Annotated in this window: 9 protein-coding genes; 6 read left to right on the top strand and 3 right to left on the bottom strand. The window is 68.1% G+C overall.

What is annotated here, in order from left to right; genetic code table 11:
* Positions 1 to 44 precede the first annotated feature (44 nt).
* Both RW112_RS08115 and RW112_RS08110 read left to right on the top strand, forming a co-directional pair.
* Positions 45 to 629 (top strand): HhH-GPD-type base excision DNA repair protein, encoded by a 585-nt coding sequence (locus tag RW112_RS08115; RefSeq protein ID WP_317781260.1) that lies wholly within the window; start codon positions 45 to 47, stop codon positions 627 to 629.
* A 33-nt stretch (positions 630 to 662) separates the two neighbouring features.
* Positions 663 to 2,174 carry an FAD-dependent oxidoreductase gene (locus RW112_RS08110; RefSeq protein ID WP_317781259.1) on the top strand — a complete coding sequence of 504 codons (1,512 nt, stop codon included), beginning with the start codon at positions 663 to 665 and terminating at the stop codon, positions 2,172 to 2,174.
* Here RW112_RS08110 and RW112_RS08105 read toward each other — a convergent pair.
* The 3 genes from RW112_RS08105 to RW112_RS08095 all read right to left on the bottom strand — a co-directional run bounded on the left by RW112_RS08105 (position 2,095) and on the right by RW112_RS08095 (position 7,027).
* Positions 2,095 to 4,740, bottom strand: a complete 2,646-nt coding sequence (locus RW112_RS08105) for an AMP-binding protein (RefSeq protein ID WP_317781258.1) — start codon at positions 4,738 to 4,740, stop codon at positions 2,095 to 2,097. The genes RW112_RS08110 and RW112_RS08105 overlap by 80 nt on opposite strands.
* A 112-nt stretch (positions 4,741 to 4,852) precedes the next feature.
* Positions 4,853 to 5,707 (bottom strand): IclR family transcriptional regulator, encoded by an 855-nt coding sequence (locus RW112_RS08100; RefSeq protein ID WP_317781257.1) that lies wholly within the window; start codon positions 5,705 to 5,707, stop codon positions 4,853 to 4,855.
* 63 nt (positions 5,708 to 5,770) lie between these two features.
* Complete coding sequence (locus tag RW112_RS08095; protein ID WP_317781256.1) at positions 5,771 to 7,027, bottom strand: glycoside hydrolase family 1 protein; 1,257 nt, start codon at positions 7,025 to 7,027, stop codon at positions 5,771 to 5,773.
* Positions 7,028 to 7,316: 289 nt separating this feature from the next.
* On the opposite strand from RW112_RS08095, the gene RW112_RS08090 reads away from it, so the two are divergent.
* The 4 genes from RW112_RS08090 (at position 7,317) to RW112_RS08075 (ending at position 12,978) form a co-directional block, all read left to right on the top strand.
* The gene (locus tag RW112_RS08090) at positions 7,317 to 8,870 is read left to right on the top strand and encodes an ABC transporter substrate-binding protein (RefSeq protein ID WP_317781255.1); all 1,554 of its coding nucleotides are present in this window, start codon (positions 7,317 to 7,319) and stop codon (positions 8,868 to 8,870) included.
* 105 nt (positions 8,871 to 8,975) lie between these two features.
* A complete protein-coding gene (locus RW112_RS08085; RefSeq protein WP_317781254.1) occupies positions 8,976 to 9,929 on the top strand; it encodes an ABC transporter permease in 954 nt (317 codons plus the stop codon).
* Entirely contained in the window at positions 9,926 to 11,974 is a 2,049-nt protein-coding gene (locus tag RW112_RS08080; protein WP_317781253.1) for a dipeptide/oligopeptide/nickel ABC transporter permease/ATP-binding protein, read from the top strand. The genes RW112_RS08085 and RW112_RS08080 overlap by 4 nt, the downstream gene beginning before the upstream one ends.
* The gene (locus RW112_RS08075; RefSeq protein ID WP_317781252.1) at positions 11,971 to 12,978 is read left to right on the top strand and encodes an ABC transporter ATP-binding protein; all 1,008 of its coding nucleotides are present in this window, start codon (positions 11,971 to 11,973) and stop codon (positions 12,976 to 12,978) included. Before RW112_RS08080 ends, RW112_RS08075 begins: the two co-directional genes overlap by 4 nt.
* The last annotated feature ends 7 nt before the right edge of the window (positions 12,979 to 12,985 follow it).

Raw genomic sequence — 12,985 nt, 5'->3', positions numbered from 1 at the left:
CGCAACCCATGACGCGGGCCCAGGCGGGTGGCAGGATAGGACGCATGGAACTGCACATCACCGGGGACCCGGCTGCCGACAAACTACTCAGCGACGACGCGTTTGCGCTGCTCACCGGCATGCTGCTTGACCAGCAGGTGACCATGGAGTCAGCGTTCGCCGGCCCTGAAAAGATCCGGACGCGCATCGGTTCCATGGACCCGGCGGCGATCGCCGGGTACGACCCCCAGGAATTCGTTGAGATGTTCAAGGAGCGCCCGGCCGTCCACCGGTTCCCGGGATCCATGGCCGGACGCGTCCAGGCGCTCGCGGAGACAGTGCACCAGGACTGGAACGGGGACGCCACGGCAATCTGGACGCAGGGCGATCCCGACGGCCAGGAGGTGCTGCGCCGGCTGAAGGCCCTGCCGGGATTCGGCGAGCAAAAGGCCAGGATTTTCCTGGCGCTGCTCGGGAAGCAGTGCGGACTCAAGGCCGAAGGGTGGCGCGAGGCCGCCGGACATTACGGCCAGGAGGACGCCTACCTGTCCGTGGCCGACATCGTGGATCCCGAGTCGCTGAGCAAGGTGCGCGCCAGCAAGCAGGCCGCCAAAGCCGCTGCCAAGGCCGCGAAGACCACTGGGAACTGATACCCGGCCGGGGTGGAGTGGAAGGCGGATACCGTGAGTGAGCAGCCCGCAGGCCAGTTCGCCTCCCTCTGGGCAACCACCAGTGCATCCACGGGCTACGCCGCCCTCGGGGAAACCATAGACGTGGACGTAGCCGTGATCGGCGGCGGCATTGCAGGCCTGACCGCTGCGCTGGCCCTCAAGCGGGCCGGGCAGACGGTGGCAGTGCTGGAAGCGGCCCGGGTTGGCACCGGAGTCACCGGGAACACCACCGGCAAAGTCACGTCCCTGCACCGGCTGGCCTACACGGAACTTGCCGGACGGCACGGCACCGAGGCAGCCCGCGTCTACGGACAGGCCAACGAAGCCGCCATTGGGCACGTTGCAGGCATAGTGGCGGACGAAGGAATCGACTGCGGCTTCCGGCGGGTATCCAACTACACCTACGCCGAATCGGAACGCACGCTCGGCCTGGTCCGGGAGGAAGCGGCGCTCGCAGCCAGGCTGGGGCTTCCGGCGTCCTTCACCACCGACGTCCCGCTGCCCTTCGCGGTCAAGGGGGCCGTCCGCTTCGACAACCAGGCGCAGATCCACGCGCTCAAATACGTGCAGGGACTGGCCCGCGCAGTGGACGGGGGTGGCAGCTTCGTCTTTGAGGAGTCCCCTGCCACTGGGTTCCGGGACGGGGCGCCGGCAGTGGTGGACACGGAGCGGGGCTCGGTCCGGGCCCGCGAGGTCATTGTGGCGACGAACGTGCCGTTCGGGGACAACGGAACCTTCGACGAACGGTGCTACCTGCACCGCTCGTATATCGTTGCCGCCCGTTCCGGTTTGCCCCCGCGGGACGCCACGTTCCTCAGCGCGGACGAGCCGATGCGCTCCATCCTGACCTTTGGCCTCGACGGCACAAGCTACATTCTGGTCGGCGGTGAAGGCCACCCCGCGTCGGAGCGCACCGACTCCGCGGAGCGGTACCGGCGGCTCAGCGGATTTGCCCGGGACCGCCTGGGTGCCGGGGAGATCGCCTTCCGCTGGTCCACGCAGGACGCCATGCCCGCGGACGGGCTGCCCTACGTCGGGCGCTTGTCGCCGGACTTCCGGCATGTCCACGTAATCACCGGGCTGCGCAAATGGGGGCTGACCAACGGAACGGCCGCGGCCCTGGTCCTCCGGGACACGCTGTGCGGCACGGGCAACCCGTGGGCGGCCCTGTTCGACAGCACGCGGGCTGTACCGGCCCCGGCCGCCACGCCGGCCGCTGCCGAGGATGTCACGGCGCCGTCCCCCGAGCCGGGTGTTCCAATCCGGTCGGACCTCGTCCGGGGTTCAGGAAGCGTGGTGGACGTGGACGGGGCAAAGACCGCCGTCTACGTCGGCCCGGCGGGAAACGTCAGCGCGGTATCGGCCGTCTGCACGCACCTGGGCTGCACCGTGGAGTTCAACGCGGCGGACGTGACCTGGGACTGCCCGTGCCACGGCTCCCGGTTCAGCACCGATGGCACCGTGATCCAGGGCCCCGCCACAAGGAACCTTGCACCCGGCAAGGCACCGGCGGAGGGCCGCTGACCCGGGGCCTCTTCCCGGGCCGGGGCCTCTTCCAGCGGCGCAGTGCCGCCATCACGCGCATTGAGAGCGCCCAGTACGCCACTCCGGCGGCAAGCGAAGCGGCCACCGCCAAAGCAGGGCTGACGTCGACCAGCAGCGGGTAAACCAGCCAGTGTGCGAGGTAGGCGTACAGCGAGGATGCGGCCAGGAGGCCCGCAAAGCGGTGGAGGCGGGCGGGGACGGGGATGCTGGGGAGCCAGATGAGCAGGAGGACGCCGGCAACGAGGGTCGCCTCACGGTTCGGGTTGTCGAAAAAGCCCGGGACCGTGAGGACCGTGAGTGCCGTGACGGCGACCCGCTGGAGGAGCCCACGCGAACGCGCCACTGCCCAGCCGAGCGCGAACAGCCACAGTACCGGCCCGGTGTTGGGCACCTCGGGGTCCACCAGTTCAAAGCGTTCCAGCAGCCCCACCCCGGTCAGCACCAGGGGGAAAGCCCACGGAAAGCGCCGCTCCGCGCGGTCCGCCCAGGGAACGGCCAGCAAGGCGGCTGCCGCAGCAAGGATGTAAACCAGCACTTCCACAAACCAGAAGTGCCACTGCGTGGTCACCTCTTCCGGGCCGATGATGGCATTGAGGAGCAGGACGTTGGCGATGCTGTACCGGTCGGTGAGCAGGTAGGCAACGCCGATGAAGACGACGCTGGGGACTACCACCCGGCCGAGGCTGCGCAGCTGGCGGCGAAGGCGGGGCAGCCGTTCTCCGGCGAGCTGGAAGCGGGCAAAGTTGAACCCGGCAACGGCCATCAGCACATGCGCGGTGCCCTGCCAGCTGAAAAGGCCAACGTGGGTGCTGACGATGAACACGATCGCCAGGGCCCTCAGCACGATCCCCGTCTCGAGCGGGGCGAAGAACCGCCCGCGACGCTGCCGCGGGGGCGTGCCGGGGTTCATGAGGTCGCGGACCGTGCGGACATGCCAGTCGGCCGGGAGGTTGCCAAGGGCCTTTTCCAGCCGGACGGAGACGGCCACGTAGGACAGTGAGTCCCCGCCAAGGGTGACGAACGTGCTGTCGTCCGTGACGTCGTCGTTCTCCAGCTGTTCCGCGAAGATCCTCCGGACGTCCCCAGGTCCCTCGGCGGGAAGGGAAGCGGCCGCATCCTCTGTGGGTGCGGGGGCGGCCCGCTCGGCGGCGAGCTCAAGGATCGCGGGATAGTCCACCTTCCCGCTCCCCAGCCGGGGCAGGCCCTCCATGGCGTGCACATCCACGGACGTGCGCGGCAGCCCCACGCTCTGCGCGAGGACCTTGCCCAGCAGCCGTTCATCGTGGTCGCCTTCCACGGCGACCACCAGGCCGTCGTCGGACCCCGCGCAGGCCCCGGAAACGCCGAGCCCGTCGAGGATCCGCTCCACCTGCCCCAGATCCACCCGCAGCCCGACCACCTTGACGAACCGGCTCCGCCGTCCCACGATTTCGTAAATGCCGGTGGGATGCTGCCGGGCCAGGTCGCCCGTCCGGAGTTCGGTGACTGTCCGGCCCGCTGAGAGGTCCTCCGGGCCCTCGGCATAGCCGAGCATCACGTTCGGGCCGGTGTACACGAGCTCGCCGTCCTCCAGGCCCGGAACCGGGTCGATCCGGAAGGCGCCGCCCGGCACGGGGATGCCGATGGTTTCGGGCGTGGTTTCAGCCAGTTCCGGAGGCAGGTACGCCATCCGGGCCGTTGCTTCAGTGGCGCCGTACATCACAAACAGGTCCCAGCCCCGCCGCCGGCCCAGCCGCGAGAACTCGCGCACCTGCTCGGGGGCAAGCCTTCCGCCGGCCTGCGTCACATACCGCAGGTGCGGCAAATCCATCCCGCTAAACCCGACGCGGTCCAAGAGCTCAAAGGTGTAAGGGACTGCTGCAAAGGACGTCGCGCCACGGGCGGCGAAAAGGTCCCAGAAACACGGGTCGACGACGGACAGGTCCGTGAGCACCAGCGCGGCACCGCGTGACAGGTGGCTGTTGATGACGGACAGCCCGTAGCAGTAGGACATTGGAAGGGTCGTGGCCGCGCGGTCCGCCGAGCGGATACCAAGGTATTCGGCAATGGAATCCGCGTTCGACTGCAGGTTGGCGTGGGAGAGGCGCACGAGTTTCGGTGAGCCGGTGGATCCCGAGGTGCTCAGGAGCAGGGCGAGGTCCGGGTGGAGCTGGTGCAGTGTGCCGGGCCGCAGTTCCTCGACGGCCGGCCCGCTGCCCTCACCGGACCGGACGATCACATCCGGACGGTATGCCGCCATGATCGACTCGATGGAGCCCGGTTTGTCCGCCGGAACGAGGATCAGCGGGTGGCCCGAGGACAGGGCTGCCAGGTACGCGACCAGCGAATCCAGGTCGTTCCGGGCCGCGAGCAGCACCAGGCGCCGCACCGGCCCCAGGAGGGCCGCCGTCGCATCGACGCGCTCAGCCAGTTCCCGGTAGGAGAGGGCTGCCGCGTCCGTCAGCACAGCGGGAAGATCGCCGTGCCGGGCGAGCCGGGAAGCGAAGGTTGCCGGGCCGAGGTCCTGCCCTGGGTCCGGGCATACGAGTGGCGGGGCAGGAATCATGGTGGTCCTCAACTACGTGCTTAGGCTGGCCTAACCACGAAACAGTACCGGTGATTCCCGGAATTAAGAAAACTTTATGTGTCCTATTTCTCCAGCCTCTTTCCTAAAGCGGTCACGCCTGCGCCAGATGCCGCACCCCGGAACTGGACTCGGCCTTGAACCCGAGGTTCCGGGACACCGCCCTTGCCGTGGCCTGGACAGCCGGCGCCAGCACGTTCGGGGGAGTGCCGCCGTCGGGAACCACGATGGAAAGCGCGGCGGCAACGGCGCCCTGGGCGTCGAAAATGGGCGACGCCACCGACACCGTCCGGGAGGGCGCCGACCTCCTGATCATCGCCACGCCCGTGCGGCGCACGTCGGACAGGGTGCGCCTGAGCTGCCCCTCCGGCATGGCGTCCACACCGGCCTCAACGTCGGCGGGCTGCCGGATCACCGCGTCCTGGAACGCTGTGTCCGCGCCGGCCAGTAGGACGAGCCCGACGGCGGTGGACCGCAGCGGCGCGCGGCCGCCCACCCGGTAGGCCACTTCTGTGGCCTCCTTGGAGGACAGCCGCTCGATCAGCACGGCCTCGTTCCCGTCGCGCACTGCCAGCAGGACGTGGTGGCGTGTCACCTCGAAGAGGTCCTCGAGGTAGGGCAGGGCGATTTCGCGCACGCCGTGGCCGCGCGGCGAGAGTGACGCGACTTCCCAGAGGCGGACGCCCACGACGTACCGCCCGTCGTCGAGCCTTTCCAGTGCACCCCATGCCACCAGCCGGGCGATGAGCCGCAGCGCCGTTGGCGCCGGCATGTCCGCATACCGTGCCATTTCGGAGAGTGTCAGGGCCCGACGACGGTCGGTAAACACGGCCAGCAGGCTCAACGCACGGTCGATGACGGGTTCGCCCTGCTTAGGCCTCTTGCCGCGGGCGGCAGCAGTGGCGACGGGCCCGGTGTGGTCCGGATCCTGCTCCGGGAATGCTGTCATGTCACACCGTTCCTTCTTCGTCGCCAGTGACGTCCACCACCCTAGTGTTTCATCCAATGAAACTCATAGTTGGTGCAGCAGCTCCCTCCTGCGGGCAAGGGCGCCGAGCCAGTGCGCGCTCTCCTTGGGGGTCCGTTCCTGGGTGGTCCGGTCCACCGCGATGAGGCCGAACTTGGGGCCGTAGCCAAAGATCCATTCGAAGTTATCGAAGGCGGTCCAGGCGATGTACCCGCGGACGTCGATGCCGTCGGCCAGGCAGGACGCCACGCCGGCCACCGCTGTGCGGAGGTAGGCCAGGCGCTGGGCGTCGTCATCGGTCGACAGGCCGTTCTCCGTGACGATGACCGGGATGCGGGCGACGCGGGCGGCTTCCCGGACAGTCGCTTCAAGGGCTTCGGGGTAGATTTCCTCGCCCATCTGGTTGGTCTCGGCACCCTCGGGGGCGGGCATAACCCCGTCCGGCCCGAACACGGTCCGGCCGTACGTCTGGATTCCCACGAAGTCGTCGCCGCGGGACGCCACGAGGAAGCGTTCGTTGACCTCCCGGCGGATCCTGTCCGCCCGGTCCTGGCCGCCTTCGGCTGCCTGGACGTCCGTGTTGGCCAGGGTCCAGCCGACCGGGAGCTCAGGCCGGATCGCCTTGATGGCGGCCCTGCCCTCACGGTGGGCCGCGAGCTTGATATCGAAGCCTGCCTCGGAGACGGTGAACTGGAAGGGGGCCACACGGCTCGCGTCGATGCCGAGCCGGTCCGCCGCTGCCGCCCACAGCGGCACGTCCGCCCTGCGCCCGGGGGCTTCGCCGCCCAGGCCGAGCTCCTTGAGCAGCCACGGAAGATTGGGTTCGTTGAGCGTGCAGGCAACGCCGATGAGGTCGCCGAGATGCCGCATGGCGCGGTCGCAGTAGCGGGCGAAGAGTTCGGGGGTGCGGGGATCCTCCCAGCCGCCGGCCGCCAGAAGCCACAAGGGCGAGGTGAAGTGATGGAAGGTGACCACCGGCGTGAGCCCGTACTCGTGGCAGGTCTCCAGCACGCGGCGGTAGTGGTTGAGTTCGGCTACCGAGAAATGGCCTTCTTCGGGCTCGATGCGAGCCCACTCCAGCGAGAAGCGGTAGCTGGTGAACCCCAGGCCGGCGATGAGGGCAATGTCCTCGCGGTACCGGTGGTAGTGGTCCACGGCGTCGCCGGACGGCTCGGCAAAAATCGTGCCGGGAAGCCTCTCCAGGAACCAGCAGTCACTGTTGACGTTGTTTCCTTCGACCTGGTGGGCTGCCGTGGCGACGCCCCAGAGGAAATCCTGCGGGAAGGCAAAAGAGTCGGTCATCTGGTTCCTTTCGATGCGAGCGCCAGGCGACTGTGCATGGGCTGACTGTCCATCGTCGACGTTCAAGGCCGGGCCGGGGGTTGCCCTTTTCATTGGTTGAAAGACTCTTCCTCCAAGCAGTTCTTCGCGCCTGGCCCCGCCGTGACGGGGACCACATAAGTGTTTCAACCAATGAAATCCCCGTGTCTGCGCCAAACAGCCGCCGCTGATGCTTGAGGGGAGCCGGCCACTCGCCTGGCCCCCTAGCTTTTTCCCTCCGTTGTCACATCAGAATGCAAAGGCGCACTACATGAAACTTCTGAACTCCGCTGCACGCGGGAGCTCCGCCGTCCTGGCCGGAGCGCTCCTGCTGGGATCGCTCACCGCCTGCGGCGGCTCGGGCCAGGCGGCTGCCAAGGCCGACACCAGCAACCTGACCCTCGCCATCGATAGCGACTCTGCTTCGTTCGGTTTTGATCCGCTGCGCGTTGCCGATGCGCAGCGGCAGTTCTTCGAAGGCCTCTACGAGAACCTCATGACCCTGCAGCCGGACGGATCCGCGGGTCCGGGCCTGGCCAAGGAGTTCAGCTACAACGCGGACAACACGGTTCTGACGCTGACCCTCAAGGAGGGCGTCACCTTCACGGACGGTTCCACCCTGGACGCGGCCCTGGTCAAGGCCAACTTTGACCGCCGCACGGATCCGGCACTGAGTGCCTACTCGGCAGTCGCCAAGGGAGGCGCCCAGGAGATCACCTCGGTGGACGTCGTCAGTCCCACCAAGGTGGCCCTCACGTTTGCGAAGGCACAGCCGGGCTTTGAAAAGAACCTCACGTCCACCATGGGCATGATCGTTGGCAAGACCGGCGTGGCGGACACCGCCAGCCTGGCTGCCACCCCGGACGGCTCGGGCCCCTACACGCTGGACCCCTCCACGGTGAAGGGCAACAAGTACGTGCTGGTCAAGAACGACAAGAGCCCGGAGGCTTCGAAGTACGCCTTCAGCAAGATCACCTTCAGCGTCATCCAGGACCCCCAGGCGCGTGCCAACGCCCTCGTCTCCGGCCAGGCCGACGTCGCCATGCTCACCTCCCCCACGGTGGACTTCGCAAAGTCCAAGGGCCTCGGCGTGTCCCAGATCGGTGGAACCCTGCACACCATGGTTTCCTTCGACAAGATCGGGAAGACCGCCCCTGCGTTTGCCAGCGAGAAAGTCCGCCAGGCGTTCCAGTACGCCATCAACCGCCAGTCACTGGTGGACGCACTCCACAAGGGAGACATCCCGGCCTGGAACGCCCTGCCCAAGGACTCCGCCGGGTTCACCGAAGAGCTGAACACCAAGTTCGCCTATGATCCGGCGAAAGCCAAGAGCCTGCTGGCTGAGGCCGGCTACGCTGACGGCTTCGAATTCACCATTGTTGGCAGCGCTGAAACGCAGACGGACCTGCAGGCCGTCCAGAAGGATCTGGCCGCCGTCGGAATCACCATGAACATCAAGATGGCCTCTTCCACCGACGAAGCCTTCGCGGCAGTCGCCACCACACCCCTCGGCTATGCCTCGCTCGGCTGGGACAATCCGGTGGGCCTGATGTACGGCGTGGTCCTGAACGGTTTCACCAATGTGCAGAAGGCCACCGATGAGCAGCTGACGGCCGCCACGGGCGAAGCCGCAGCCGCGAAGGACGACGCCGCCAGGAAGGCCGCCCTGACCAAGCTCAACACCCGCCTGGTGGAATCCGGCTGGATGATCCCGCTGTACGAGTCACTCACGAACCAGGGCTACAACACCAAGAAGATCAAGCAGGTGGAGTTCGCCGGCACCAACGCGTACCCGCTGCTCTCGTCCTACGCACCGGCCAGCTAGTCACCTGCCGCTAATAAACCTGCCGCCAAACAACCGGCTGCTAATAAACCGGCTTTGCCGGGTTGCCCTCCGCGCACCGGAAGGCAACCCGGCAGGTCCTGACCGATGGAGGTCACCATGGCACTATTCATTTCCAAGCGCCTGCTGATGGCGCTCGCCACTGTGCTGGTGGTTGCGGTGCTGGCATTCCTGCTGGTGCACGCAATGCCCGGCAGCCCCGGAGCCTTGTCGCTCGGAGCCGGCGCCTCCCAGGAAGCCATCGATGAGGTCAACCAGCGGCTCGGCTGGAATGATCCACTGGCGGTCCAGTTCGTCCGCTGGCTCGGCGACGCGGTCCAGGGGAACCTGGGCGTTTCCCTGATTGACGGCCGTTCCGTCAGCACGGACCTGCTGAGCAGGCTTCCCGTCACCGCGTCGCTGGCCGCCGGAGCCACCCTGCTCAGCGCCGTGCTGGGCATCGCCCTGGGCGTGACCGCCGCTGTCCGGGGCGGCACGGTGGACCGCATCGTTGGCGGAGTCTGCGGCCTGGCCGTGGCCCTGCCCGCCTTTTGGATCGGCATCATCTTCGTCTACTTCCTCGCCGTCCAGTCCTCGGTCTTTCCGGCAACCGGCTATGTTCCGTTCGAGGTATCCCCGCAGGATTGGGCGCTGTCCCTGGCCCTGCCCGTGATCACCCTTGCCGTGGGCGGTGCCGCATTCATTGCCCGGCAGACACGTGCGTCGATGCTCGAGGCGCTGCAGCAGGAACACATCCGGACCCTCCGGGCCACAGCCACTCCCACCTGGAAGATCCTCTACGTCCACGCCCTGCGCTACGCCAGCCTCCCCATCGTGGCCGGCACAGCCCTGCAGTTCATCGGCCTCTTTGGCGGTTCCGTTATTGCCGAGCAGCTGTTCGCCATGCCTGGCCTGGGCCAGGCCGTCCAAAACTCCGTCAGCACCCACGATGCCCCGTCCGTGCAGGGTGTCGTGGTGATCGCCACCGTTGTGGTGGTTGCCGTGAACCTGGTGCTGGAACTCGCCACCAAGTTCCTCGACCCGAAGTTGCGTGCCGCATGATCCCCTCCATTGCCCCTGCCCCTGCCGCCGCGGACAGCACAGCTGCCGCCGCGGCCCTGCCCAAGTCCGGCCCGAAGGCTGCCTTCACCAAACTCTCCAGCCACCGCCTCTTCACCTCTCCCGGCGGCGTGGCGGGCGTGGTGTGGCTGGCCGCCCTGGTGGCCGCTTCCCTGACGGCCCCGTGGTGGCTGCCGTTCAAGACCGAGGACCAGGATTTCACCGCCGTGCTCTCCGGTCCCACCGCGGCCCACTGGCTCGGAACCGACGAGCTCGGCCGGGACCTCCTGAGCCGTATCTTCGCTTCCGCCGCCGGCACGCTGGGAACGTCCATGATCACGGTGATTGTCGCCGTCGGGCTCGGGACCGTCCTGGCGATGCTGGCGGCCGCCGCAGGCGAACGCGTTGAGGCGGTCATCAGCCGCGTCACCGAAATCATGATGTCCCTGCCTGGCACGGTGATCATCCTGGCCGTCATTGGCGCAGTGGGGACCAACATTCCACTGATCATGGCGATCCTTGGCGTCCTCATCTCCGCCGGAATCTACCGGGTGATGCTGGGCCAGGCGAAGTCCCTTCAATCGCAGCTCTACGTGGATGCAGCCAAGGTTGACGGTGTCAGCGCCGTGGGCATCAGCCTCCGGCACGTCCTGCCCGGCCTGACCACCACCATCGTGGTGCAGTCCGCCCTGATCTTCGCCGTCGGCATGCTCATCCAGGCCGGCCTCGCCTTCATCGGTTTCGGCCCGCCCATCCCGCAGCCCAGCTGGGGCGGGATGATCCAGAGCGCATCCCAGCACGTCTACGACGCCCCCTGGCTCATGGTCCCCACCGGCGCCGTCCTGGCCATCACTGTCCTTGCGGCCAACGCGATCGGCAACGCCCTGGGCAGGGCGCCCAACGCCGCGGCATCGCACCTTCCCTCGGCCGCAATCCGACGACGGCGGGCTGCCGCCGCAGCTGCGGCAGCCGCCGTCGAGGCGCCGCTCGACGACGCGCCCGGCCCAGGTGTCCTGAGCGTCCGCGGACTTTCGGTTGCGGTCGACGGCGGCACTCCGCTGGTCACGGACGTCTCGTTCGACGTCGAACAGGGAACCGTGCTCGGCCTCGTCGGCGAGTCCGGCTGCGGCAAGACCATGACCGCCCTGTCCCTGCTGGGACTCCTTCCTTCCGGCGTTTCGGCCACCGGCGGACGGATCCTGTGGAAGGGAAAGAACCTGGCGTCAGCCGCGGAACGCGACATGGAAGGCATCCGCGGCCGCGACATCGCGCTGATCTCCCAGGAACCCATGCGGGCCCTGGACCCCATGTTCACCGTGGGCTACCAGCTCACCGCAGCCATCCGGCGCCTTCGGAAGATGGGCAAAGCCGAGGCACGTGGGGAGGCACTCAGCCTGCTCGAAAAGGTGGGCATTGTGGACGCCGGACGCATCCTCACGACGTATCCGCACCAGATCAGCGGCGGCATGGCCCAGCGCGTGGCCATCGCCTTGGCACTCTCAGGCCGTCCCCGGCTGCTGGTGGCCGATGAGCCCACCACGGCACTGGATGTGACGGTCCAGGCTGAAATTCTGTCCCTGCTGCGCTCGCTGGTGAAGGACACCGGCATGTCGGTGGTGATGGTGACGCACGATCTCGGCGTCGTCGCGGACATCTGTGACAACGTCGCCGTCATGTATGCCGGCCAGGTGGTGGAAAGCGGCCGGACCGCCAACATCCTGGACAACCCCCGCCACCCCTACACGCTGGCCCTCCTTGCCGCGGACCCGCACGCCAACACGGCGGCTGATATGCCGGAACGGCTGGCCACCATCAGCGGGCAGGTCCCGCAGCCCAAGGACTGGCCGGCCGGCTGCCGTTTTATGGCCCGCTGCCAGTTCGCCGGATCGGCCTGCGCCGCCCCGGTGCCGCTGCTCCCGTCCGGCTCCGAAGCCGGCGAGGTCCGCTGCGTCAAGGCGGACGAACTGGCCGTTGAGGGCCTGGAGTGGCTTGCCACCGAAGTGCCCTCGCACCGCGTACTGGACATCGTTGAAAAGGACCTGGCATGAGTATCGAGACGGCAGAACGTCAGGACACGCGGGCAGCCGCGCCGGAGCAGCCCATGCTGGAAGTCAGGGACCTGGTGGTCCGCTACGGCCGCGGGCGCAAGGCCGCAGCCCTGGCGGCAGCGGTGGACGGGGTGAGCTTCAGCATCCTCCCCGGCGAAACCGTGGGCCTGGTGGGGGAGTCCGGCTCGGGGAAATCCACCATCGGCAAGGCGATCCTGGGCCTGCAGAAGGTGGCCGGCGGGTCCGTCAGCTTCCGGGGGAAGGACATCACCCGCGCCGGCGCCGCCGAACGCCGAGCCCTGGGCGGCGAACTGCGGGCCGTGTTCCAGGACCCCAACTCCTCGCTGAACCCGCGCCAGACCGTCGGTGCTTCCCTGGCGGAACCGCTCCGCCTCCGCGGAGTCCCTGCAGCCGAGGCGCGGGAAAAAGCCGAAGCCATGCTGGAACGAGTGGGACTGCCCCGGGATGCCGTGGACCGCTATCCCAGCCAGTTCTCCGGCGGCCAGCGCCAGCGCATCGCGGTGGCGCGCGCCCTGATCTGCGACCCCCAACTGGTGGTGTGCGACGAAGCGGTCAGTGCCCTGGACCTCTCCACCCAGGCCCAGGTGCTGAACCTGCTGGCGGACCTCCGGGACGAACGCGGCCTGAGCTACCTGTTCATCGCCCACGACATTTCGGTGGTCCAGTTCCTCGCGCAGCGCGTGGTGGTCCTCTACCGCGGCCAGGTCATGGAGAGCGGACCGGCCGCCGCCGTCACCGAGGCGCCCAAACACCCGTTCACGCAGGCCCTCGTGGCTGCCTCACCCGTGCCGAGGCCCGCGGAACAGGCCCAGCGGCGGGCCGTGCGCGAGGCCCTGGGCGTGCGCACTGCGGCCGCGGTGGCGGCATCGCCGGGCGGCTGCCCTTTCAGCCAGCGCTGCCCGCTCGCCACCGAACGGTGCACCTCCGAACGGCCGGCGCTGCGCAGGGTGGGCGCCTCCGACGTCGCCTGCCATTACGCCTGATGGGGCC

The organism is Arthrobacter sp. B10-11 (genome assembly GCF_033142195.1).
In the GTDB taxonomy this organism is placed as follows: domain Bacteria; phylum Actinomycetota; class Actinomycetes; order Actinomycetales; family Micrococcaceae; genus Arthrobacter; species Arthrobacter oryzae_C.
The sequence above is the reverse complement of the archived record's forward strand: the minus strand, read 5'-3'. Positions and strand labels throughout refer to the sequence as shown.